The sequence below is a fragment of the Alteribacter lacisalsi genome (assembly GCF_003226345.1).
Taxonomy (GTDB): domain Bacteria; phylum Bacillota; class Bacilli; order Bacillales; family Salisediminibacteriaceae; genus Alteribacter; species Alteribacter lacisalsi.
In genome coordinates this window covers 262,832-287,493 of the sequence record NZ_PDOF01000002.1, presented here as the reverse complement: position 1 = coordinate 287,493, position 24,662 = coordinate 262,832, and the positions used below count along the sequence as shown (strand labels likewise).

At 52.0% G+C, this 24,662-nt stretch carries 22 protein-coding genes; 4 read left to right on the top strand and 18 right to left on the bottom strand.

The features are described 5' to 3' along the window. Positions 1-124: 124 nt before the first annotated feature. On the top strand, positions 125-1,699 hold the full coding sequence (locus tag CR205_RS12815; protein WP_110520420.1) for a hypothetical protein: 1,575 nt from the start codon (positions 125-127) through the stop codon (positions 1,697-1,699). Positions 1,700-1,997: 298 nt separating this feature from the next. Here the strand turns inward: CR205_RS12815 and CR205_RS12810 are convergent, their stop codons facing one another. The 3 genes from CR205_RS12810 to CR205_RS20870 form a co-directional block, all read right to left on the bottom strand. Beyond that, positions 1,998-2,915: a diacylglycerol kinase gene (locus CR205_RS12810; RefSeq protein ID WP_110520418.1), complete on the bottom strand. Its 918-nt coding sequence runs from the start codon at positions 2,913-2,915 to the stop codon at positions 1,998-2,000. A 127-nt stretch (positions 2,916-3,042) separates the two neighbouring features. Further along, complete coding sequence (locus CR205_RS12805; protein WP_110520416.1) at positions 3,043-3,783, bottom strand: alpha/beta fold hydrolase; 741 nt, start codon at positions 3,781-3,783, stop codon at positions 3,043-3,045. Between the two features lie 254 nt (positions 3,784-4,037). Then, positions 4,038-4,139 (bottom strand): DUF5658 family protein, encoded by a 102-nt coding sequence (locus tag CR205_RS20870; protein ID WP_407923577.1) that lies wholly within the window; start codon positions 4,137-4,139, stop codon positions 4,038-4,040. A 116-nt stretch (positions 4,140-4,255) separates the two neighbouring features. On the opposite strand from CR205_RS20870, the gene CR205_RS12800 reads away from it, so the two are divergent. Next, positions 4,256-5,404, top strand: coding sequence for an amidohydrolase (locus tag CR205_RS12800; protein WP_201745393.1), 1,149 nt, complete (start codon positions 4,256-4,258; stop codon positions 5,402-5,404). Positions 5,405-5,727: 323 nt separating this feature from the next. Here CR205_RS12800 and CR205_RS12795 read toward each other — a convergent pair whose 3' ends face one another. The 3 genes from CR205_RS12795 to CR205_RS12785 form a co-directional block, all read right to left on the bottom strand. Then, positions 5,728-6,033, bottom strand: a complete 306-nt coding sequence (locus CR205_RS12795) for a hypothetical protein (RefSeq protein WP_110520412.1) — start codon at positions 6,031-6,033, stop codon at positions 5,728-5,730. Positions 6,034-6,113: 80 nt separating this feature from the next. Then, complete coding sequence (locus tag CR205_RS12790; RefSeq protein ID WP_110520410.1) at positions 6,114-6,443, bottom strand: hypothetical protein; 330 nt, start codon at positions 6,441-6,443, stop codon at positions 6,114-6,116. A gap of 149 nt (positions 6,444-6,592) precedes the next feature. After that, positions 6,593-7,141 (bottom strand): DinB family protein, encoded by a 549-nt coding sequence (locus CR205_RS12785; RefSeq protein WP_236634798.1) that lies wholly within the window; start codon positions 7,139-7,141, stop codon positions 6,593-6,595. 323 nt (positions 7,142-7,464) lie between these two features. Between CR205_RS12785 and CR205_RS12780 the strand changes: the two genes are divergently transcribed. Then, positions 7,465-8,073, top strand: a complete 609-nt coding sequence (locus CR205_RS12780; RefSeq protein ID WP_407923576.1) for a 2OG-Fe(II) oxygenase — start codon at positions 7,465-7,467, stop codon at positions 8,071-8,073. A 78-nt stretch (positions 8,074-8,151) separates the two neighbouring features. On the opposite strand, the gene CR205_RS12775 is transcribed toward CR205_RS12780, so the two are convergent. The 4 genes from CR205_RS12775 to CR205_RS12760 all read right to left on the bottom strand — a co-directional run bounded on the left by CR205_RS12775 (position 8,152) and on the right by CR205_RS12760 (position 11,292). Further along, complete coding sequence (locus CR205_RS12775; protein ID WP_110520406.1) at positions 8,152-8,910, bottom strand: class I SAM-dependent methyltransferase; 759 nt, start codon at positions 8,908-8,910, stop codon at positions 8,152-8,154. 113 nt (positions 8,911-9,023) lie between these two features. After that, positions 9,024-9,485, bottom strand: coding sequence for a GNAT family N-acetyltransferase (locus CR205_RS12770; protein WP_110520947.1), 462 nt, complete (start codon positions 9,483-9,485; stop codon positions 9,024-9,026). A gap of 31 nt (positions 9,486-9,516) precedes the next feature. Beyond that, positions 9,517-10,572, bottom strand: a complete 1,056-nt coding sequence (locus CR205_RS12765) for a YheC/YheD family protein (RefSeq protein ID WP_110520403.1) — start codon at positions 10,570-10,572, stop codon at positions 9,517-9,519. A 93-nt stretch (positions 10,573-10,665) separates the two neighbouring features. After that, complete coding sequence (locus CR205_RS12760) at positions 10,666-11,292, bottom strand: pyridoxamine 5'-phosphate oxidase family protein (protein ID WP_110520401.1); 627 nt, start codon at positions 11,290-11,292, stop codon at positions 10,666-10,668. A 261-nt stretch (positions 11,293-11,553) separates the two neighbouring features. Between CR205_RS12760 and CR205_RS12750 the strand changes: the two genes are divergently transcribed. Beyond that, entirely contained in the window at positions 11,554-12,072 is a 519-nt protein-coding gene (locus CR205_RS12750) for a GNAT family N-acetyltransferase (RefSeq protein ID WP_110520397.1), read from the top strand. A 186-nt stretch (positions 12,073-12,258) separates the two neighbouring features. Here CR205_RS12750 and CR205_RS12745 read toward each other — a convergent pair whose 3' ends face one another. The 8 genes from CR205_RS12745 to pcrA all read right to left on the bottom strand — a co-directional run bounded on the left by CR205_RS12745 (position 12,259) and on the right by pcrA (position 24,631). Beyond that, positions 12,259-12,711, bottom strand: a complete 453-nt coding sequence (locus CR205_RS12745) for a hypothetical protein (protein WP_110520395.1) — start codon at positions 12,709-12,711, stop codon at positions 12,259-12,261. Between the two features lie 203 nt (positions 12,712-12,914). Next, complete coding sequence (gene gatB / locus CR205_RS12740) at positions 12,915-14,348, bottom strand: Asp-tRNA(Asn)/Glu-tRNA(Gln) amidotransferase subunit GatB (RefSeq protein ID WP_110520393.1); 1,434 nt, start codon at positions 14,346-14,348, stop codon at positions 12,915-12,917. 15 nt (positions 14,349-14,363) lie between these two features. Then, entirely contained in the window at positions 14,364-15,818 is a 1,455-nt protein-coding gene (gene gatA, locus CR205_RS12735; RefSeq protein ID WP_110520391.1) for an Asp-tRNA(Asn)/Glu-tRNA(Gln) amidotransferase subunit GatA, read from the bottom strand. A 13-nt stretch (positions 15,819-15,831) separates the two neighbouring features. After that, positions 15,832-16,122: an Asp-tRNA(Asn)/Glu-tRNA(Gln) amidotransferase subunit GatC gene (gatC, locus tag CR205_RS12730; RefSeq protein ID WP_110520389.1), complete on the bottom strand. Its 291-nt coding sequence runs from the start codon at positions 16,120-16,122 to the stop codon at positions 15,832-15,834. 356 nt (positions 16,123-16,478) lie between these two features. Beyond that, positions 16,479-17,948 carry a sodium/proline symporter PutP gene (putP, locus tag CR205_RS12725; protein WP_110520387.1) on the bottom strand — a complete coding sequence of 490 codons (1,470 nt, stop codon included), beginning with the start codon at positions 17,946-17,948 and terminating at the stop codon, positions 16,479-16,481. Positions 17,949-18,905: 957 nt separating this feature from the next. Further along, entirely contained in the window at positions 18,906-20,180 is a 1,275-nt protein-coding gene (locus tag CR205_RS12720; RefSeq protein WP_110520385.1) for a CamS family sex pheromone protein, read from the bottom strand. 134 nt (positions 20,181-20,314) lie between these two features. Continuing rightward, the gene (gene ligA / locus CR205_RS12715) at positions 20,315-22,321 is read right to left on the bottom strand and encodes an NAD-dependent DNA ligase LigA (protein ID WP_110520382.1); all 2,007 of its coding nucleotides are present in this window, start codon (positions 22,319-22,321) and stop codon (positions 20,315-20,317) included. A gap of 12 nt (positions 22,322-22,333) precedes the next feature. Continuing rightward, positions 22,334-24,631, bottom strand: coding sequence for a DNA helicase PcrA (pcrA, locus tag CR205_RS12710; RefSeq protein WP_110520380.1), 2,298 nt, complete (start codon positions 24,629-24,631; stop codon positions 22,334-22,336). Between the last annotated feature and the right edge of the window lie 31 nt (positions 24,632-24,662).

Genomic DNA, 24,662 nt, shown 5'->3' with positions numbered 1-24,662 from the left:
TATTCTGCGAATTCGAAGCAAACTTCTTTACACACGCTAGCAATCTATTGGTTTATCCTTACAAACCTGCTAAACTTGTACAAGTTAAATATCAGAATCTTTCGTACATACATGGGGGAACCATATGAAGCATACTGCTGTCTGGGCGCTTTTTCTGACGTTCAGTGCCGTGATTCTTTTTTTAACTTTTGAAGTACCGCCGCCGGCAGACCGGTGGCTCATCTGGGTATCTGCTGGCCTGGGTCTGGCCTGGCTGACTGCCTTTATTATGACGATGGCCAAAGGGGGCAATCGATTCCTTGCCATTCGGCGCCGCTGGAGCGGACTCGTGTTTTTTCTTCTTACTGGCCCGGTTATCCTGATCCTCTTCCTTTCTGCGGTTCTGAACAATGCCGTTAACGAAGAAATCTACAGTCTGAGAGGACATGCTCTCTCCGCTTCCGAGAAATTGGAGGCGTTTATGTACAGCTACAATCACATTGAGGCTATGGCCGGCACGATTGATGATTTCAGCGAGTGGTACAGCCCTGCTACAGGTAGCACATACCGCTACCTTGACGGCTTTAAAGGGCCGATTGAGGATTGGGATGAGGAGGTGGCCGAGCTTGAGGCCATGCTGACGGGCATCACCGGCTTTGAACTACGCTCTCGTGCATTGACGGTCACCTATTATCCTGATGCCGATTCGTATCGGGCAGCCAATCCCGGACTCTATGACCGCATGTCATGGGAGCCGGGCGGCATTTACAGTGCCGGGAGCGGCATTCATGTTTACGAGGATGTAAAGCTAGACACCTCCGCCAACCATACCTTTTACCACGAGTACACCCATCACTTTTTTCACCGAATTTATGATGACACGGACTTGTCGGCCGCGATCGTGCCCATCTGGTTCGAAGAGGGAATTGCCGAATTTACCGCCGACACCATACTCCGATCGGACCCGCAGGAACTGCGGAATTATGACTCTTTCGTGCCGTTTAATGAACTGGAGGACTGGGAGACTGTAAACCATGACCATGATGGCTACCTGCAGGTGAGAACCCTCATCCATTTCCTGTTTCAGCAGAGTGGGTATGAGGGGATTGGCCGTGTGCTCGCCGGCCTGAAGGAAGAAAATATTGCCGACCTCATTCGTGACGAAACAGGTCTCGCGCTGGAAGAAGCCCACCTGGTTCTTGACTCAGGTTCCCATGAGGAGGTAGAAGAGGCAATGTTTTATGACGATCTGAGTGAACGGCTTGCGTATCTGGAGGGGGTCTATAAAGAGCACGGTTATTCTCACGCTCTTCACAACATCGCCAACACCTACCTGGACAAAGGCAACTACGAAAAAGCCTATGAAGTGAGGCAGACATACGAAACACAGTTTCTGATTTTAAATGGGGGGCATTACGAGGAACTTCTGCTGCTCTCTCTTCTAATCGGCAGCGACAAAGCTGCACACTTTCATGAACAGATGGCGGACTATCTTGATCGGTACAATCAGGAATTTTACATTCAGAAGCTGCCCTTCCTGGAGGAGCTGTTAACCGCATGGGAAGCGGAAGACAGCGCGGCGATCATAGAGCTACTGGAGAACGATCTTCAGCTGTACAGGTATGATATGGCCCTCGCCCAGCATATGCTGGACGCCTTTCAGATGGATCCAGATGCAGAGAAAAGAATCAAAGCTTTTATAAAGGGTTATCGTTTCTGACCAGACGAAAACCCCCAATGCCCTCGCCGACTGCAAACGGCTCGAAGGCCATGCGCCTTAAAAAACTGACCGCTACCTGGATGCTCAGCATTTTTTTAGCCTCTCTGCTTCCTCACGGAGGCATTAGTTACCTAAGACCTCTAAAAGAAAGACAAGACCCTTAAATGAAATGCTAAGACCCCTAAACAAAAGCTAAGACCCCTAAACAAAAACTAAGACCCCTAAACAAAAGCTAAGACCCCTAAACAAAAGCTAAGACCCCTAAACAAAAAAATCCGCCCTCTGATGGGCGGATTCTTCAGTACAAATCCTGAAAGTTTGACAGCTTTTTATTCGGCACCATCATCTCGAAGTGATTGTGCAGGTTCACGAACTCGCCGGGGAGCTTGCCGCCGTATTCGCCGTCCAGGTTCAAATGCATCTCCTTTTCGGAATGGATCTTGATCCGGCTTGCCTGCACATAGATGATGCTTTCGTCGTTAATATGGTCGCCGCGCATGGCGGCGCCTGTGAGGCGGACCACGTCAGCGAGGTTCGTTTTCTTCACGATCAGTAAATCGAACAGGCCGTCGTTAATAAACGCGTCCGGGGCGAGCTTTTCAAAGCCGCCGACGGAATTTGTGTTGGCCACAAGAAAGAGCATGATCTCCCCTTCGAACCATTTGCCGTCGTACTCGATCGTCACCTGGACCGGACGGATCCGGGGCAGCTTTTCAAAGCCTTTCACGTAGTACGCGAGCTGGCCCATCATCGTTTTCAGACGGCTCGGCACCTCATACGTAAGCTCAGTGAGGGTGCCGCCCCCGGCAATATTGATAAAATGCTGGTCGCTGATTTTACCGATGTCGATCGACTTTTTCAGTCCGTTACAGAAAACGTCACACGCCCCTTCAATTTCGCGGGGAATCTGAAGGGCACGGGCAAAATCGTTCGTCGTGCCGCCGGGAATGAGCCCGAGAGTCGGCCGGTGCTCTTTTTCGGCCATGCCGTTGATCACTTCGTTGATCGTCCCGTCGCCGCCGGCTGCCACGACCAGGTCGAAGCCCCGGTCCGATGCGGCTGCTGCGGCCTTTTTGGCACAGTCTTTTCCCGTTGTGGCATGGGCCGACGCCTCGTAGCCTTCTTTTTCAAGCCGTTCGAGGATATATGGAAGATGCTTTTTTACTGTTTCACGCCCTGAAGAGGGATTGTAGATGAGTCTCGCTTTTTTAACCATGAAAAACGCCTCCACCTTCTCGCGGTTCTGCTCTGCCAAGTATAGCACGCCCGTCTCACAAAGAGAATGAACAAGCCTTCCAGTAACTGAAAATCGTGACTGCGACTTCCAGAAAAATCCGGCGGTCTTACCTATACTGTATGTCCATTCCGAACCGAACTGAACCGTTTTCCAAATAACCTTTCACCGCCTGGTTAAACAGGTCCGGCTGATCGGAATGAGGTAAATGACCGGCGCCGGGCACCGTTTCAAAGCGAAGATGCCCGTACCTGGCGGCTGCCTGCCGGTCCATCTCCACTTCCTCCTCCGCCTGTTCCCCACAGAGAATGAGCGTTTCTTTTCTTCTATGTAAAAAAGAACGGATCGTGCGGAACGGATACCAGTCAGGGTCAGCGGTGAGCGCCATCAGCCGCCGCCAGTCGTTTTCCCCGTGCAGCTGGTCGTAATGTGCGCCGACCACGTTGTTTTTGAGCATGGCCTGCTGCTTCGTGAGCTGCTGGTCGATAATCTCCGGCCAGGTAACGGGCCGTTCGAGAAAAAGGCCGCTCAAAATGAGCCGGTCCACTTTTTCCTGAGCGTTCGCAGCAAAATGGACAGCGACGAGTGCTCCGATCGAGACACCGGCCGTATCTGAACTGCGGATATTCAGGTGATCAAGCGTCTCCGCCACGTCCTCAGCCATCCTCTCAAACGTCAATTCGCCGTGAAAAACGGAGCGGCCGTGGCCGGTCAGGTCCATCGTCACCACCATTCTTGTACTGGAAAAACAGCGCACCTGTTCCGGAAACTCCGCTTCCCCTGTCATCAGCCCTGAATGTAAAAAAAGCAGCGGTTTTCCCCTGCCGGTGACGTTCGTGTGCAGTATCATAAGCGCTCCCCCAAACCCTTTTGATCAATTGTAACCCAGCATTTTCCAAAGGGCAACCTGCATCAGGAGGTAACCCAGGCGGAAAACCAGTACACGTGCATCAGGTGAACGTCTGAGTATACCAGAAAGGCTGCTGCGGTGAGTATGGAGATTGTTTTCTTGACCGGAACGGTTAGGAAGGGAGTCAGGAGAATGGCGGCGACGCTGAGGAGGAGTTTGACGCTTGTGAAAAGGGCGGGGCTCGTGTGCCAGAGCTAGGCCATGAGCGGGTTGGCTTCGCGGATGACGTCGTAGTGAAGGCCAATGATGGTAAGGATGGCATCGGTCAGGTTCAGCACAGCGATGGCGGCGAGCATAGTTTTGACGGGCACGGGGATATCCTCCTTTTTTAGGATTTGCAGCAGGATTTTTGTTTAGCGTGGGGAAATAATTCCGGTGACGATCTTTTATACTGGAAAGGATGCTGAAAATGATGAAGGCTTATACGAATGCGACGGTACTGGATGGACTTGGCAATACATATGAACGGGCGGTCGTGCTGATCGACAGCGAAAAGATTATCGGGGTCGGCGAGCACATTTCCGTGCCTGCGGATGCGGATGTGATTGACTGTGAGGAGCGGTTTGTGACGCCGGGTATTATAGATGTCCATACCCATCTTGGGGTGCATGAAAGCGGGGTTGGTGTGGAAGGCCAGGATTTTAATGAGACGTCCCAGCCGCTTACGCCGCATATCCGTGCGCTTGATGCGATTAACCCTCGGGAGCAGGGCTTTCAGGATGCCCGGGAGTGCGGGGTGACGACAGTGCAGGTGATGCCGGGGAGCGCGAACGTGATCGGCGGCGAGATGGTGGTTTTGAAGACGGCGGGTCATGTGGTCGATGAAATGGTGATCCGCAACCCGTCCGGGATGAAGGGTGCATTCGGGGAGAACCCGAAGCGGGTTTACAGCGGCAAGCAGGTGTCGCCGATGACACGGATGGGCGTCGCGGCGCTTATGCGGGAGACGTTCATGAAAGCGCAGGATTACCGGGAGAAAAAAGCGCGAGGCGAGGTAAAGGAGCGGGATCTCGGTATGGAACAGCTCCTGCCGGTGCTTGAACGGAAGATTCCACTTCGCACCCATGCACACCGGGCCGATGATATTTTAACCGCGATTCGGATTTCCAGGGAATTTGATATCGAGCTGACGGTGGAGCACTGCACCGAGGGACATCTGATTCCCGAGCAGGTGGCAGCAGCCGGGGTGCACGTGTCGGTCGGTCCGACGATGAGCACGCGCTCGAAGGTGGAGCTGGCGGATAAGGGGTTCCATACACTTGTGGCACTCGATGAGCATGAGGTGCCAGTGTCGATTACGACGGATCACCCGGTGATCGGGATCGAGTATCTGATCACATCGGCGGTAAACGCGGTCAAGGCCGGACTGAGCGAGGAAACAGCTCTTCGAGCGATAACGAGCCAGGCGGCGCGGCACATCGGTGTGGATGACCGGGTCGGTTCCCTTGAGGAGGGCAAGGACGCGGATCTGGTGGTGTGGACGAAGCATCCGTTCGACGCCTACACCGACGTGGTTGAAACCGTCGTAAACGGCGAAACCGTGTTCAGGCGGGAAATGTGAAGTGGGGACGGTTCTCGCTTTGCATTTATTCAAGCGATTTTAATAGTGACTGAATAAAAGAAAGGCTTTCATTCCTTTATTATTGGCGCTGCTAAAGCTTGATGTTGTTTTTTAGAGAAAGTTGATTGGAGCGAACGCCCGACACTCCTGCGGGAAAAGCACCGACGGAAGACCCCGCAGGACCATCTTCCCGAGGAGGCTGCAGTGGTGCCCGCGGAAAGGGAGGGCAGTAAGCGTAAATCAACAATAGACTTTAACAGAGCCTTATTATTAAGGGGTTGAAAGCCTGAAATACGTATCGTGTTACCATGTGAAAGGTCTAGCTAGATGTTTTTCTGGATGCTCCAGCCATTGTTCTGGAGCTTTTCCATATACTCGGCAGCAGTGATTTCCTCTCTTTCAATAACCATCGGGGCAAGTGAAACTAGACACTCATTTGAAGAGTAATTAATGAATACTTTGGCAACCTCGTAACCGTTATGAAAGCGTGGATCAAATCCGGGATCATCAATAATATCGCCAACTGCAGGACGGAAATGTGATTCAAACGTTTTTACTAGTGTGTTCGTATTCTCTTTCGTTGGTTCATGATGAACCGAAGTGACAAATATACTGCATTGTATGTTCACGACCTATTCCTCCATTTCACATCAAGCGGTTTGCTTTAAGTATAAAAACATTTTTACCGCTTCTCTATAGGTTATTGAACTTAATTTTGCCCTGGAGCCTTTTGCAGGAGCTGCAGGTCACCGTTATTGTTTTCTATAATGATAAAATTAGGGTCATTTTTTACAGAATAAATAACAGAATCTGTTTCAAAATAGTTCGATTGATTGTTTTGGGGGAATTGATTGGCATTTACTTTCCTGGTCACTTTACCAATGGGTTTGTCAATTTCATAATGACTCATATTTTCTTCCGAACCACCATATTCAATGTTATTTACGACAACGATGGTTGCATAGCTTCCACCTGAATTGGATTGACTGCAAGCTGTCAGAAACATAAATAGTAATATGACTAGTAAATGATTCTTCATATCGCTCCCCCCTTGAAAGATCTTGACGATATTGGCTTAATAAAGTTTCCTTTTTTTTACTTCTGTCGTTATGCTGAACTACCTGACACTTTATGTACAGCATCTTTACCTTTTGGAAAATGGGGCATTTACGGAATAGCTGCCGGTATTTAGTTTAGCTGATAGTACCTTTCACAGAGCTGAAAGTGATGTCTTTCATGAATGCCAAGCAAATCAATACTTTGAAAGATATTTGGATAATGTGCAAGTGGATCCGGATACCGGATGTGGCCGGCAGCTGCTTCATTCAAGGATAAAACCTGTGCTTCTAACTTCCTTGTTTCACGGCTGGTACAGCCAACAAGGTGATGAAAAGTCATTCTGTCTTTCGCATTCTTCGGCGGGAGAAGAACAAAAGGAGATCTCATGGATTTACCGTTCTTCTTTTTATAAAGCGTATAAATGTCTTCACTCTGTTTAGGAAAGCCCTCTTTTTTTTTCCTTTTTGCTATTGGACTGAGTAGTGGAAGGTAAATATTATTTAACTGTCTCAACCGCTTAACCATCAGATAAAGGTGATAATAGGTCTCCCCAATTGACCATTTTTCAGGTTGGGGTCGGGTCCACACCCGATCATGCAGAGGGCGGGTCTTGGTAAGAAAATGGTCTCGTTGCTCATAAATGCGGCTGAAATGATGTTCCATATGCAGATTTTCCATAGATCCTCCTAAGAAATCGACATTCTTTCTCTATGTTTAGTAAAATTTTGTCCTTCAGATGAGTGTTTTGTCTACCTTTTTCCACTTTAACATAATTATCCAAATTATTCTTTTCTACATTGGATCTCCCATGGCAAATATTATTTGGAACGCTTGTTTGCACCTCTGACTTGAGCCCGTTGACTCGCTCACCCCGGGGTTGATTTTTCCGGCGACATAAAAATAACCCACCTTCTCTGTGCTTTTTTTGCTAAAATTAAGAAAACGGAATGTGTTCCGTCAGAGGAGGAACCTGGTTGAACCAGAAAGTGAAAGAGCAGTCGATGTTCTCTTTTTCAGGGAATTCGGTGGAAGTCGACGGACGGGAGATGGCGGTCAGCCTGCTTTCAGCGGAGCCGGCAATCGCGGTTTTTGAGAATGTCCTGGATGATGCGGAGTGCGATGCAGTGATTGAGGTTAGCCGCGCACATCTAAAACGCTCGAAGATTGGCACGGACAAGCGCGAGCACGCGATGCGGACGAGCAGCGGTGTTTTTCTTGATGAGCATTATTCTCCGGTTGTATCAGAAGTGGAGCGCCGGCTAAGTGTGATGATGGGGATGCCCCTGACCAATGCAGAGGACCTGCACGTGCTCCATTACCAGCCGGGCGAGGAATATCGCGCGCACATGGACTCGTTTACGAGAGCCGAAGTGAACAACCGGATTGCGACGATGATTGTGTACTTGAATGATGTGGAGGAAGGCGGGGAAACCGTGTTTCCGAAGCTGGGTCTCTCAATTCCGCCAAAACGGGGAACAGCGGTGTACTTTGAATATTTCTATTCTGAACAGAAAACGAACGCCCTTACGCTTCACGCCGGCTCGCCGGTGGTGCAGGGGGAAAAATGGGCGGCGACGCTCTGGGTCCGCCGGCAGCAGATCCGCGAGTAAAAGATGCTAATTGGGGACGGTTCTTACGTGACATTCGCAGCCGCAGCGCGAATGTGACACGAGAACCGTCCCCGTTTTTCATTTTTTCGTGCAAGTGAACATTTTCAGCTTGTATTCTCCGTTCTCCATCAGGGCGTGATCGTAAAGGTCGTCGGCGTTTTTCACATCGGCTGTGAACCCTTCTTCCTTCAGGGCATTCATCCACGTGTCCAGGTTGAATAGTCCGAGTGTGTGCACGTCATGCTCGATGCGAAGCTGGGCATTTTCCCGGATCAAAAACACCATTGCCGCCTCGTAGCTGTCACCGCCGGGGAGGATGTGGTTGTTTTCAAAGACGGTCACGTGGAGCTGTCCCCCGTCTTCCTCTGCTGTGTAGACAAAATTGTTATTTTGGAATTCTTCTTTCGTATGGACCACGAAAAACAGGACGCCTCCCGGAGCAAGGTGTCTCGCACCATCAGCCAAGACAGCTTTCAGGTCCTCTTTCGTTGTCATGTACATGATCGAATCGGGAATCGCCACCACATCAAACCGGCGGTCCAGATCAAAGGTGCGCATGTCCCCCGGCTTGTAATCCACCTCAGGGTTGCGCCCGGCAGCGATTTCGAGCTGCCCCGGGCTCACGTCTACACCGGTGACCCGGAAGTGGTGTTTGAAATGGGCATCGTGCCCGCCTGCCCCGCAGCCGAGATGCAGCATCGCCGGTTTCCCCGGCGCTTTGCGGGCGAGTTTCGCAGTGATTGCCTCTATGTAACGCTCAGCCTCTTCTCTGTACTCTTCTGCCGGCGCAATAATCGGCTCAAGCCAGGCTAAATCATTGTAAGCTTTCCAGTCCATAGTCACACGGGGACGGTTCCTGCGTCACATCCATCGGCATCGCCGGATGTCACGTAAGAAACGTCCCCATTTCACACCTCTGCTTTCTTCTGTTTTATATCGTTGCCCGAATGTCACGTGAGAACCGTCCCCGTTTTACCTGAGAGCTGCCAAAAGATGAGGCCGTCGCCTTCTCTGAACGATTCAAAACCGAGTTTTTCGAGGACGCGGATCGACGACTGGTTTTCTTTGTGGCATTCGGCGAGGATCTTGTCCACTTTCCCGGTGGAAAAAGCCCAGCCGATGAGCGCACGGGCACTCTCGGTGGCGTATCCCGTGTTGCGGACTTCCGGAAGAAAACCGTAGCCGATTTCCACTGTTCTAAGCGGCGAGGGCTTGCCTTTGAATCCGAGGTCGCCGATGACCCGGCCGTTTCTAAATGCAAACCAGCAGCCCCAGCCCGCCAGCTCCGGATCTTCCTCTACATCCTGCATATAATTCATAATGTGAGCCCCGCACGGATAATCGTCCTTAATCATATGGTACAAATCCTTTGCGCAGGGCGTGAGAACGAGTCGTTCCGTTCGTATACTCATCTGGTCCATCCCCAATCTGAAACTGTTACCGTTAATGCCTCCGGCTCAGCAGGTACCGCAGTGGATTCATAAACGTTTCTCTGTATTCTGCTTCCATACCGGCATACCTATAAGTGAGCCGCTGATCTTTCTGATTCGCTTCGATCAACCAGATACGGTCATCCGGATCGATCATGAGATCGAGACCAAGATCGATGACCGGCAGTGATTTTTCAAGTCGGCGTGCGATCTGGATACTGGCCCTATTCAGCTTTTTCTCCATTCCGGGAGCGGCTGCCTGCAAGGCTGCCTCGGAAAACGGAACTGCCGTCGCTCCCTGTGCCACGTTGGTCAGAAAATGGCCTTTTCGGGACAGGCGAATCGCTTTGGCGGCAACCATCCACTCGCCTGTCTCTCCCTTCTGTACGCTGAAACGGCATTCCAATGTACGCCCGGCCTGTTTTTTTGCAGCAACATACTGCTGAACGACCCAGCGCTTTCTCTGCATCTTCCTCTGTCGGAAAAAACGGCGCAGGCCTGCTGCTGTATACACGTTTTTATTCATTTCTCCCTTTCTGGAAGAGGTTAAAAGGTATTTTGTACCTGTCTTTGAAATAGAGTATACCCTCCTGCCCAATGCCCCATTTCTTAGCTTAACAATAACCTTTTTGTGTTTCCTGAGCATATTCTGGAGCTGCTGCCATGACAGCGCCTTTGTCTCCGGAACCTGAAAAAGCCCGGATCGGTCTTTGCGCAGTATATTCATATGCCGCAGTTTATCCCGTTCCCGTTTTGATTGCAGCTGGTAAACGGTTGTGATTCCTTTATCCTGAATCTGCTGTGCAAGCTCACGCTGACCCGGAGACAGAATTGAACGGCAGTAGACGCGGTTCGGCAGCGGCAGAATTCCTTCCGAACGCCGGCCTCCCGGTTCAAACACTACAGCTCGGGTTTTACCTTCGCCCACCGCACCGGAATTGAGCACAAAAAACATTACCGGCGTCATATAGGCATTCACGAATGCCACGTAAGCCGGAAGATATTCATTTTTTGCTGTGCCGCTTTGTATTCGCTTAAATTCTTTCTTTCCGATTATTACACCTATCATACACCGACCTCTTCTCTAAATCCTGATGTCTTTTCAGTATATGAGAAGCATCCTCTGCTGACTGTGCTTGTTTCATAATCACTGGTGCCTGTTTTAATAGAGGTTTTCCCGGTATCCTTTTTCCAGCCTCTCTTCAAGAGCTCCGCTCCCGCCTCTTCCAATTCCAGCGTGGTCAGCGAGCATCACTGCCGCTTTCGGAAGATCCGAGACGTCCGGCCATTTTTCCGGTGTCCAGATTCCGGAACGCTTCATCGCCTTCGCACAGTGGATAAAGCACTCATCGGCTTCCACTCCGATGCCGAGAGCAGGCACTTTCCCCCTGACCGCACACGGCTCAAGGAGATCACGGTCAGTAATGACCGCCGCACGCCCGTTGATACGAAGCGTCTCCCCAAACCCCGGAATCAGAAAAAGAAGCCCGATCCGGTCATTTTCAAGGAGGTTGTACAGCGTATCCATTCGTTTATTGCCCGGCCTTTCCGGAATCACGAGCCGCTTGTCGTCCACCGCGTGCACAAAGCCTGGCCCGTCGCCCCGTGGAGACGCATCGCAGTTCCCGCTTGCGTCAGCGGTTGAAATCACCACAAACGGCGAACGGGCGATCAGCTCCCGGCAGTGCCCGTCAAGGCGGTCAATCGTTTTCTGTTTGACAAGCTCGCTCGGCTCTCCGGCAAGCGCTGCCAGCTGTTTTTTTGAGGTGAGCCGGTGTGAAAATGGCATCGTTCTGTCTCCTTTATCGTCAAAACCAGTCTGGATTCGACTATCAAATAAACGTTTGTTTAATTATCACAGTCGTGTTGAAAATTGACTTATTTTCAGTTGAAACTGCGAAATCATGCATCTCTCTTTCCTTTCGTTAAACGCAAGGCTGATTCCTGTATAGGTGGAAAAATCGCCGGATCTTTTTTTCCTATCCTGTCCTGCCTGAAAAAAAAGGATTTTCATCCGCTCTGTCGAAACCATTTTTACGAGGTGAAGACGATGCGTCACAGTCAGAAACATCCCTACACTTTTACGAAAATGACCTGCTCATTCGCTGAGGAAATCCTCTTCTGGCGGTATCCTCCTCCTTACGACCTTTATAATCTGGAACCGACGAAAGACTGCCTTGATGAGCTTTTGAGCGGGGATTACTATGCGTGCATGGACATGGAAGGGGACCTTGCCGGTTACTGCTGCACCGGTGAAGAGGCGCGGGTACCGGGCGGTTACGATGCCGGTGTGTATGACAACAGCGCCTACATCGATATCGGCATCGGCATGAAGCCTTGTCAGACGGGAAAAGGGCGGGGCCGTCTCTTTCTGTCCGCTGTGCTCACGTTTCTCGGTGAGCGCCACAGGACCGGCTGCTTCCGCCTGGTGGTCATTAAACAGAACGAGCGGGCGATTCGTCTGTATGAGCGGGCCGGATTTGTAAAGAATCAGTCGTTCCTGAGCCCGGTGAGCGACAGGCCTCATTCGTTTGTATGTATGAAAAAAGAAGGTCCCCGCGCCCTGTAACAGGCGCTCCCGGGACCTTCTTTTGATTAAGAGTGTTGTTTTTTACACTGCAGGCTGCGCTTTCCGCGGGCAACGTCTCAGCCTCCTCGGGAACATCACCCTCCGGGGTCTTCGCCTGTTGCTTTTCCCGCTGGAGTCGCAGCCTTACGTTCCATCATTCATTTTCAAAAAGGCATAATCGATCCTTTAATCACGGCTGAGCTGCTTTTCAAGCTCCCTGCGACGGACTTTTCTCGCCTCGGCGTTGATCTTCATAAACAGCACCTTTGCCAGCAGCACCATCACGCCTGCAAAAGCGATCATGCCGGCGCTTGAAAAGTTTACGGCCGGTATGACCATGTTCAGTCCGAGCAGGTAAAGAACGAAAATACTCACCTGAAACAGACGCTCGGCGTAGGGAAAAATCATCCGCATGCGCCGTTTCTGTATTGGAATCATCCGAAGCACCGACAGCAGCTGCAATGGAATGATCCAGCCGAATGTGGCAAGAGCAAACAAAAACACGCTCATGCCTGATTCAATCTGCACCAGGTTGGACCCGATGCCGCGTATACCGAGAATCACCAGAGCGATCGTCCCGGTAAAAAAGACAAGGGCTGTCATCGCAGCAAAAATGAATTTTACAGCGTCTTTCTTCACGTTACCACCCCTCCGGTTTTATTTTCTGGGTCTGGAAAGTACAAGTATCTTATGCGGCAGGCCATCTGAATATGCCAGCCGGTTACACAAATATTTATCCTAACAGGTTTGGGCCATCATGTCACCCGGACTGCTCGCATGAAAAACGGGTAAAGGAAAGCCGCCGCACAAAGCCTTCGTGCGGCGGTCCCCCAATCAGAAATCTATCGTTTCTCCATCTCATCTGCCAGAAGCGTGTTGACCATCTGCGGGTTTGCTTTCCCCCGAGAGGCTTTCATCACCTGGCCAACGAGGAAACCGAGTGCTTTTTCCTTGCCGTCCTTGTAGTCGGCAATCGACTGTTCGTTCGAGTCGAGCACGTCATTGACCATTTTTCTGATCTCGCCTTCGTCCGAAATTTGAACCAGGCCTTTATCTTTTACGATCTTTTTGGCATCGCCGCCGTTTTCGATCAGTTCCTTGAACACCTTTTTGGCAATTTTGCTCGAGATGGTGCCGTCTTCGATCAACGCAATCATCCCGGCAAGCCCTTCAGGCGTCATCGGCACTTCTGTAATGTCCTTGTTGTTCGCTTTAAGCCACGCGCTCACTTCCCCCATCATCCAGTTGGACAGAAGCTTCGGCGGTGCGCCTTTTTCAAGCCCTTCCTCGAAAAAGTCGCTCATCACCTTCTGCTGTGTGAGCACCTGGGCGTCGTATTCCGGAAGCTCCAGCTCTTTTACGTAACGTTTCTGGCGCTCGTCCGGAAGTTCAGGAATTTCACCGCGGACACGCTCCTTCCACTCGTCCTCAATGTAGAGGTTCACCAGATCCGGCTCAGGGAAGTAGCGGTAGTCGTCAGACCCCTCTTTGATCCGCATAAGGATCGTCTTTTTCCCGTCCGCATCCCAGCGCCGCGTTTCCTGAAGAATTTTTCCGCCGCCGAGAATTTCGTTCTCCTGGCGTACTTCCTCGTAAGCGATTCCTTTCTGCACGTTCATAAACGAGTTCAGGTTCTTCAGCTCCGTTTTCGTACCGAACTTCTTCTGACCCGCAGGACGGATCGAGATGTTCGCGTCACAGCGGAGAGAACCTTCCTCCATTTTGCAGTCGGACACGTCTGTGTACTGCATGATGGCCTTCAATTTTTCCAGATAGGCGTAGGCTTCCTCCGGTGAACGGAGATCCGGCTCGCTCACGATCTCGATGAGCGGCGTGCCCACACGGTTAAAGTCCACAAGGGAGTAGTGTTCGCCGTCAACGTGTGTCAGCTTGCCCGCGTCCTCCTCGAGATGAAGGCGGGTAATGCCGATCCGCTTCGTTTCGCCGTTTACGTTAATATCAATCCAGCCATTTTCAGCGATCGGCTGGTCAAACTGGCTGATCTGATACGCTTTGGGACTGTCCGGATAGAAATAGTTCTTCCGGTCAAATTTCGTTTCCTGTGCCACGTCACAGTTAAGCGCAAGAGCCGCCCGCATGGCAAAATCCACAGCTTTTCTGTTCAGGACCGGCAAGACCCCCGGGTGACCGAGACAGATCGGGCATGTATGGGTGTTTGGCGGTGCGCCGAATTCGGTGGAGCAGCCGCAGAAAATTTTCGAATCGGTTTTCAGTTCCACGTGTACTTCAAGGCCGATGACCGTTTCAAAGTTCATTCGTCTTCTCCCCCCTTATAGTTCCGGCTTCTGTTTATGGTAGTCTGTGGCCTGCTCAAACGCATGCGCCACCTGGTAGACTGTTTTTTCATCGAAATGGTTGCCGATAACCTGCAGTCCGACCGGCATGCCTTCGGAAAAACCGCACGGCACACTGATCGCCGGCAGCCCTGCAAGGCTCACGGGAACCGTGAGAATATCCGTCATATACATCGTGAGCGGATCGTCAATTTTATCGCCGATTTTAAAGGCCGTCGTCGGCGTGGTCGGACCCACAACTGCATCATACTTCAGGAAGATTTCATCAAAATCCTGCTTAATGAGCGTACGGACCTTCTGCGCTTTTTTATAAAGGGCGTCGTAATATCCTGAGCTGAGCGCAAACGTACCGAGCATGACACGGCGCTTCACTTCGTTGCCGAAGTATTTACTGCGGGTTTTCATGTACGTTTCAATGAGGCGCTCGTCCTCCACCCGTTCCCCGTAGCGGATTCCGTCAAAGCGCGACAGATTCGCCGACGCTTCCGACGAGGCAAGCAGGTAGTACGTCGCAATGGCATATTTCGTATGGGGAAGGGAAACTTCCTCCCACGTTGCCCCCTGTTTTTCAAGAACCGCAAGGGCTTCGCGCACACTGTTACGAACCTCGATGTCGACCCCTTCATTGAAATACTCCTGAGGGACGGCAATCTTCTTGCCGCGCAGATCCCCGGTCAGGGCATCCACAAACGTAGGCACGTCCACGCCGGCGCTCGTGGAATCCATCGGATCGTGGCCCGAAATCGCCTGCAGTACGTGAGCGTTATCTTCCACCGTTCGGGTGAGTGGGCCGATCTGATCAAGAGATGAGGCAAACGCCACGAGACCAAAGCGCGACACCCGGCCGTATGTTGGTTTCAGCCCGACGCAGCCGCAGAATGCAGCAGGCTCGCGGATCGATCCGCCTGTGTCGGTACCGAGGGAAAACATGACTTCCCCGGCTGCAACCGTCGCTGCCGACCCGCCGCTTGAACCGCCCGGTACACGATCCGGGTCCCAAGGGTTGCGCACGACCCCGTAGGCGGAATTTTCATTGGACGATCCCATGGCAAACTCGTCCATGTTTACTTTTCCAATGTTAATGCTCTGCTCGGTTTCAAGCTTGTTCATGACCGTTGCGTTGTACAGCGGTTCAAACCGGTCGAGTATTTTACTCGCACAGGTCGTTCTCAGACCTTTTGTGCTGATGTTGTCCTTAATGCCTGCCGGAAGACCGAAGAGAACGCTCGTGATGTCGTTCTTTCCAAGATGATCATCCATCTTTTTCGCCTGGCTGCGGGCACCTTCTTCATTTAAATGAATAAACGCATTGATTGTGCCGTCCACTTCATGGATTCGTTTGTACGACGCATCCACAAGGTCACTCACAGACAGCTCTTTTTTATGTAACTGCTCGTGAATCTGAGCAAATCGCTGGTCAAGAATAGACATCTGCGTACCTCCTTTATTCAAACACGGTTGGAATTTTCACTTGTCCGTCTTTCGTGGCCGGGGCGTTTTTCAGCGCTTCGTCCTGCTCGAGCGACGGCTTCACTTCGTCTTCACGAAGCACATTGCGCACGTCAAACACGTGGGAGGTCGGCTCCACGTTTGAGGTGTCGAGCTCATTGAGCTGTTCGGCAAAGTTGATAATCGAATCCAGTTGCTCGGAGAACATCTCCACTTCGTGATCCGTAAATTCAAGCCGCGCCAGGTGCGCCACGTGCTTGATCTGGCTTTTTGTTATCCGTTCCATTCCGTAAAACCTCCAGTCATGGATCAGGCGCCAGGCAGCAGGACCGAACCCTGACCGCGCAGGCGCCTGTACGTTCTTTTCAGTAATAAACTGATCTTATCAAAATTGAAGTACGCAAGCAACAGACGGGGCGCGGGGAGTGGGGCGGTTTTCCTAAAAGAGGATAGGGGCGGGGGCGGTTTAACGTGCTTATTATTTCCTTAACGTTCGTGTTATTTCCTAAGCGTCCTTGTTATTTCCCAAGCGTCCTTATTATTTCCTAACCGTCCTTAGCCCACTGAGCCCGCCCCACACACCTTCCCCGCACAAAAAAACCTCCCCCGCACATACGCGCGGAGGAGGCTCTCTATTAAAAATTAAAGGTTATTCTGTACTTCTTCAAACTGCTTCTGAACTTCGTCAGATGGCTCGGATCCAGCCAGACTCACGACCATGATCGCGATCCAGGCAAGGATAAAGCCGGGTACGATTTCATACAGCTCTGCAAGCGCGAATCCTTCAGGAAGGAAGCCCCACAGAATGACTGTCGCACCACCGACGATCATGCCGGCAAGGGCACCGTTGCCCGTCATCCGCTTCCAGAAGAGAGCGAGAATGATGACCGGACCGAAGGCGGCACCAAAGCCTGCCCATGCGTATCCGACAAGCTCAAGTACGGTTGCTTCCGGATTGTACGCAAGGAAGATCGCAAACAGGGCGATGAGCAGTACGCCGAGGCGTCCGACCCATACAAGCTCCTGCTGCGAAGCCTGCTTACGGAAAATCGCTTTGTAGAAATCCTCTGTGAGTGCAGAAGAAGACACAAGAAGCTGGGAGTCGATCGTACTCATAATTGCTGCCAGGATGGCTGCAAGAAGGAAACCGGATACCCAAGGGTTAAAAAGAACCTGGGTAAACTCGATAAACACCGTTTCCTGCGCGCCGTCCGCAAGCGGGGCGTCAGCAAAGTACGCGATCCCGATGAAACCTGTGAAAATCGCACCAAAGAGGGCGAATACCATCCACGTAATCCCCACAAGACGGGCTTTCGGAATCTCGTCTTTCGACTTGATCGCCATAAAACGTGCCACGATGTGCGGCTGACCGAAGTAACCGAGACCCCATGCAAGCAGGGAGATAATTCCGATCACCGTCGTACCGGCAAATACATCAAGATAGCTTGGGTCAATTTCACCGATCTGGTTCACGGTTTCGCCCCAGCCACCCATCTGGTTGATCGCCACAATCGGCACAATGATGAGCGCGAGGAACATGAGAATCCCCTGGGCAAAGTCAGTCCAGCTGACAGCCAGGAATCCGCCGAGGAAAGTGTACGAGATGATGACAATCGCACCGATCCACAGGGCTGTTGTATAGTCGAATCCGAATGAGGATGAGAACAGAAGCGCTCCCCCTACCAGTCCGGAACTCGTGTAAAAGGCAAAGAATACTAAAATAACCAGGGCAGACACGACACGAAGGATTTTCGACTCGTCTCTGAACCGGTTTTCAAAGAAATCAGGCAGGGTGATTGAGTCACCTGCAATTTCCGTGTATACACGGAGACGTTTGGCGATGAACTGCCAGTTTAAGTACGCACCGACGGCCAGACCGACTGCGATCCAGATCTCCGTCATACCTGCTACATACATGGCACCAGGCAGACCGAGCAGGAGCCACGAGCTCATGTCCGATGCACCGGCACTCAGTGCGGCAACACTTCCGCCGAGACGGCGTCCCCCGAGTACGTAATCAGATAAATTGCTTGTCATTTTGTATGCCACAAGTCCGATTGCGAGCATACCAACTAAGTAAACTATAAACGTAACTAACGTTGCGGTTTCCATTGCTGATTAGCTGCTCCTTTCAGTGAAAAAAGTAATGATGGATAGAATAACGATTGTAAGCATTGGAACAAGTAGCCAAAACCAGGTTCCAGTAGTAAGTGAATATTCCACTTATTCTTTCCCTCCTTTAACTAGCTTGAAGAAAACAGGCGCAATTCCAAGTATTTGTTAGCATTTGCTTTACTGACTGACTTTACTCAAAATAACCGCCGCACAGATACCGAGAAGGCGATATACACCAATATGCAATCACCGCCTGCCAGGTCTGCAGCTGTCGCACGCCCAACTTCAACGCACAAGCAGAATCATACCACACTTTTAAATTTTGAACATTCCAATTATTATTAAGTTGACGTTTGTTTGTATTAATATTCATAATCACCCTCAAATTAACCGTTTTCATTTTCATATAGACATATATATTCATCAAAAAAAATTAAAATAAATTTGAGGGTTTCACATATTTGTCACAAAAAGCGGACATTTATCGATTTTTCTTCGAGGAATCCCCATACCTGCAGCTGAGTAAGTTATGTCATACTATACGTCGGCCTTTCACGACCTAACCCCTCTCCAATTCAGAGTTAAGTCGTAAATCCTCCCCTTTCACGACCTAACTCCTCTCCAATTCTGAATTAAGTCGCAAATCCTCTACTTTCACGACCTAACTCCTCTCCAACTCCGGAGTTAAGTCGTAAATCCTCTACTTTCACAACCTAACTCCTCTCCAATTCTGAGTTAAGTCGCAAATCCTCCCCTTTCACGACCTAACTCCTCTCCAATTCTGAATTAAGTCGCAAATCCTCTACTTTCACGACCTAACCCCTCTCCAATTCTGAATTAAGTCGCAAATCCTTCTCTCGCCCCGTCCATTCAGCTCAAGTCCCCACAAAAAAACCGCCCCTTCCATTAGAAGAGACGGCTCCTGCTTTTATCCTTACCTGGCTCACTGCCAGTCTAGTGAACGTGAATGAACGGTTCCTCGTCCGGATAGGAAACGACGACTGCTTCCGTGCCGTTCACAGACTCCAGGTAGATTTTCACCGGTGCATCAAATGGAAGGTATTCCTGCGTTAACCCTGCCAGGTGCTGCGTTAAGGCGATGATTTCCGCCTTGCCGTGCGACTGGAGGTTCACCTCAATCCGGAATTCCTCCATGCTTCCGCTCTTGTAGCGTCCTTTGCCGACAATGCCGACAGCGTGGTCAAAGAAATCCTCCGCTTCCGTCTTAAAGGCCGAGAACGCTTCCGCATCATCTCTGCGGTTTTCTGTACCCTGATTGGACGGGAAGAAGTAATGGTCTTCATCAAGCGTTTCCCAGCTGCCGAGATTGTCGCCGCTGTCAGAGCGGGCAACAGCCACAAAGCTTCCCGGAACGAGGGAATTACGGCGCTCCTCCTGGTAGAGCGCCACAACGATCGGCGTGTCCTCATCCACGTTATCCGATGTGCGGATCCGGCTTACCACGGCTTCTGCCCGCTGCCGAGCAGCTTCCTCCACCTGCTCGGCATCGAGAGACTGTTCGAAACGGTGAATGCCTCCGTCGTCATCCGTAATCGAAAAGTTGTACGTCTGGCGCATGCCCATCCCGATCACGATGCCGCCAAGAGCCACGCTGTCCTCCCCGTCCTGCACCATGTAATTATGCTCCATGATGTGGGAAAGAAAGGCGGGATTCTCCCGCATCCGCTGTTCACGCTCGTCCATACTCCAGTCAGACGGACTCACGTCCAGCGCTTCATTTTCCTCCACATCTTCGCCACGGTTCACCGCCTCCACATACTCCAGTTCCTCGCTTGTATACATGGACGGGTTCAGCCCGTGCACGTAGCGATTTGCATTCTCAAGACTGTCATCATAAGGACCGAGCCGGCGCAGCCAGCTGTTAATCACACTGCCGCTTAAAATCTGGCCGTCCTGGAAAAAGTAATCGTCCCGGCTGAAATGAGCCGACGCAATTTCCATCAGGCCGAGCTCAAACTGATCCACATCCACCCGGTTTCCCATCGCATGGGACACACTTCCCCGTGCCGGACTGCGGAGAAACTTCCCGTCCTGAAGCACGTTCCGGTAATAGCTTTCCGGCGTGTCGATCGTCGGGGTGGTCGTATATTCGGGCTGCTCCTCTTCTTCTACTACCTCTGTTTCATCCTCTTCCCCATCATCTCCGGGCAGACAGCCGGTGAGAAAAAGAACACCTGCAAGGCCGATGACACTAAGTCTTCTGACCATTTGATTCACTCCTCAATGTGATGACTGCTTACCTCCGGTGACAAAAACACTGCACTTTCCCCTCCGTCACCAGCGCTAAAGCCTCATGCCGAACCACTCCGTTCAGGCAGAAAATTTCTTCCCGCCTTTCCCTGCTACTGGTTCAGCTGCTCCAGCATTTTCGCTTCATCCCATATTTCTATGTTTAAATCCTGCGCTTTTGTGAGCTTCGAACCGGCACTTTCCCCCGCAATCAGCAGGTCCGTCTTTTTGCTGACGCTGCCGGTCACGCTGCCGCCCAAAAGCTCAATCTGTTTTTTCGCTTCGTTTCGTGTCATCTGCTCCAGTGAACCGGTCAGTACGATCGTTTTTCCGGCAAACGGCGAGTCGATCTCGTCCGCGTTCTGAAGCTTTGGCCCGGTGTACGTAAGGTTCACGCCCGCTTCCCGGAGCTCTTCGATCAGTTCCGCTACTTCCGGCTTCTCAAAGTACGTGACGACCGCGTCCGCCATCTTATCACCGATCTCATGAATCGCCATCAGATCCTCACGGGACGCGTTCTTCAGCCCATCCATCGATTCAAAATGCATCGCAAGCGTCTGCGCCGCCTTCGAGCCTACGTGACGGATGCCGAGACCGAACAGCAGTTTTTCCATGCTGTTCTCCTTCGTCGCCTCGATCGCGTTAAGCAGATTATCGACCGACTTCTCGCCCATCCTCTCGAGCTTTAACAGCTCCTCACGTTCCAGACGGTACAGATCGGCCACGTCTTCAATAAGGCCGTGGGCAAACAGCTGGGCAATCACCCGCTCGCCGAGACCGTCGATGTTCATCGCGTTTCGGCTCACAAAGTGGATGAGCCCCTCCCGGATCTGCGCCGGGCATTTCGGATTCATACAGCGAAGCGCCACTTCCCCTTCAATCCGGTCCAGCTCGCTCTCACATTCCGGACAGTGCGTCGGCATTGAAAAATCACGCTCGTCACCGGTCCGCTGCTCGGTAAGCACGTTGACCACTTCCGGAATGATGTCGCCGGCTTTTTTAATCGTCACCTTGTCCCCGAGCTTCAGATCCTTTTCCCGGATCAGGTCCTCGTTGTGAAGGGAAGCGCGCTTCACCGTCGTCCCCGCAACCGCCACCGGTGCGAGAATCGCGGTCGGCGTCACAACCCCGGTACGCCCGACGTTAAGCGTAATATCCTCAAGCGTGGTCACGACTTCCTCAGCAGGAAACTTGTACGCCGTCGCCCAGCGCGGGCTCTTCGCCGTAAAGCCGAGCTCCTCCTGGTCCGTCAGGCTGTCCACCTTGATCACGATTCCGTCGATCTCGTACGGGAGATCGGCCCGCTTATCGAGCCAGCTTTCGCAGTAGTCGATCACTTCATCGATCGTCTCGCAGATTTGATACTCACGGTTAATTTTAAACCCGAGCTCGCTTACATACTGGAGCGCCTCGTGGTGGGAATCGACCCGCTTTCCCTCAAGCTTTCCGATCGAGTAGACGAAAATATCGAGATTCCGCTTGGAGGCAATCTTCGGATCGAGCTGGCGCAGCGACCCCGCCGCCGCGTTCCTCGGGTTCGCAAACAGCTGCTCACCACGCTCCTCCTTCTCCTCGTTCAGCCGCTCAAACGACCGCTTCGGCATAAACGCCTCGCCCCGCACCTCAATATCCGCCTCTTCCTTAAGGCGCAGAGGAATCGACGGAATCGTCTTCAGGTTGCTCGTAATATCCTCGCCGACCGTTCCGTCACCGCGCGTCGCCCCGCGCACAAACCGCCCCTTCTCGTACTTGAGCGTCACCGCCAGCCCGTCAATCTTCAACTCGCAACTGTAGCGCGCCTTCCTCCCGGTACCCTGCTGAACCCTTCTGTCAAAATCCCGGAGATCCTCCGCATTGAAAGCATTCGACAGGCTCAGCATCGGCACCTCGTGCCTTACTTTTTTAAAAGATTCGAGGATCTCTCCGCCTACCCGTTCCGTTGGCGAATCGTCGCGCTTAAGCGTTGGATGAGCGTCCTCAAGTTCCATCAGTTCTTTCAGAAGATGGTCGTATTCGGCGTCGCTTACCTTCGGCTCGTCAAGGACGTAGTAGTGGTAGGCATAGTCGTTTAATGTATCTGTCAGCTGATTGATCTGCTCTTGTGCGTTTTTCTCGTCCATCGTGGTCCCACCTTACTGCTTCGTAATCGGGGCGAATTTGGCGAACAGCCTCTTCACACCCACATTCGGAAATGCGATATCCAGTTCCACGTTCTCTCCGTCGCCCTTCATGCTGACGACCGTACCGGTGCCCCATTTTTTATGGGCTGCTTTATCACCGACAGACCATGTGAAGCCGTCGCCGCCTGTCTGGGTTGTCGTCGTACGCATGGTTGTGCGGCGTTTCTGCGGTGCGGCAGCCGGTCTGCCTCCAAAGCCTCCGGCTGCGGCGCCGCCAGAACGGCCTCCGAAACCGCCCTGGCTTCCCGGCGTCTGGCGGGACGTTTTCATCCACGCCGGCTGTGCCTGGTCTTCTTTGACCGCGTCAAGCAGGTCTTCCGGAATCTCACTTAAAAAGCGTGACGCCGGGTTCATATTTGTGCGGCCGTAAAGGGTCCGCATCCGGGCACGGGAAAGGTGCAGCTCTTTTTCCGCCCGGGTAATGCCCACGTAGGCCAGACGGCGTTCCTCTTCCATTTCCGCTTCTTCCATAAGCGAGCGGCTGTGCGGGAACACGCCTTCCTCCATGCCGATCAGAAACACGACCGGAAACTCGAGTCCTTTGGCGGAGTGAAGTGTCATAAGAATGATCTGCTCCTCCGGCTCGCCCGTTTCCTCGTCTTCCTCCACTTTATCGATATCGGCAATAAGCGCGAGATCGGTCAGGAAGGCGATCAGGGATTTATCTTCGTTCGATTCTTCAAAGTCCTTCGTTACGGTGAGAAATTCCTCCACGTTTTCAAGACGGCTCTCTGATTCGAGGCTCTTGTCGTTTTTCAGCATTGCCCGGTAGCCGGTCTTATCGATCAGCTCTTCCACAAGTTCGGTGACGCTCAGGTAATCCTGCATCTGAACCCAGTTACTTAACTGGTCGATAAATTCTGCCAGCGCGTTACGCGCACGCGCAGAAAGACCGATTTCGTTCACGTCCTGAAGCGCCCGGTACATGGAAATGTCCTGCATATCCGCAAAGTGGGCGATTTTGTCCAGGGTGGAAGCACCGATGCCGCGCTTCGGCACGTTAATAATTCGGCGCAGGCTGATGTCATCGTCCGGGTTCGCCACAACGCGAAGGTACGCAAGCACGTCCTTGATCTCTTTTCTGTCGTAGAACTTCGTGCCGCCGACGATCGTATAGTTGAGGTTCGATTTGACGAACATCTCCTCGATCACACGGGACTGGGCGTTCGTCCGGTACAACACGGCAATGTCGGACTCCTTGTACGTACCGGAGTCGAGCATTTCCCTGACCTTCCCAACGATGTGCTGGGCTTCGTCGTGCTCATTGTCCGCTTCATAGTAGCGGAGCTTGTCCCCGTCGTCGTTTTCGGTCCAGAGATTTTTCTTCTTCCGGCCGGCGTTGTTGCCGATCACGTCGTTTGCCGCCTTCAGAATTGTCTTCGTGGAGCGGTAGTTCTGCTCGAGCAGGATTACCGTAGAGTTTGGATAGTCCTTTTCAAAGCTCAGGATGTTCTGAATGTCCGCCCCGCGCCACCGGTAGATCGACTGATCCGAGTCCCCGACCACGCAGATATTTTTGTGACGGTCCGCCAGCATCTGAACGAGCACATACTGGGCCCGGTTCGTATCCTGGTACTCGTCGACCATCACGTACTGAAACTTGCGCTGGTAAAATTCCAGCACTTCAGGGACCTTCTTAAAGAGCGTGATCGTCTTCATGATCAGGTCGTCAAAGTCCATCGCATGGTTCTTTTTCAGTTCCTTCTGGTACGCGGTATAGAGCTTGTGCACAGTATCCTCGTAGGGTCCGTTGGCGGTTTTGCCGTAGTCTTCCGGTGTTTTCAGTTCGTTTTTCGCCGAGCTGATCGTGCCGAGAATGCTCCGGGGTTCGAATTTCTTCGTATCGATATTCTGCTCTTTCATGAGCCGTTTCATAACGGTCTGCTGATCGGAGCCATCAAGAATCGTAAAGTTCCGGTTTACACCGATTCTGTCCACGTCCCGGCGCAGCATGCGCACGCACATGGAGTGAAAGGTGGAAATCCAGATGTCCTCAGCTCCCGGTCCCGCAACGATCCGGCCGACCCGGTCCTTCATTTCACGGGCTGCTTTGTTTGTAAATGTAATGGCGAGAATCGACCACGGGGCTACGCCTTTTTCACCGATCAGGTAGGCGATGCGGTGGGTAAGCACCCGGGTCTTGCCGCTTCCGGCTCCGGCCATGATAAGAAGCGGTCCGTTCGAATGCTTTACCGCCTTCTGCTGTTCAGGATTGAGTCCTGCTGTCAGCTGGTCACTGACTCGTTCCATGTTCACCACTCCAAACATATGTTCTTGTTTT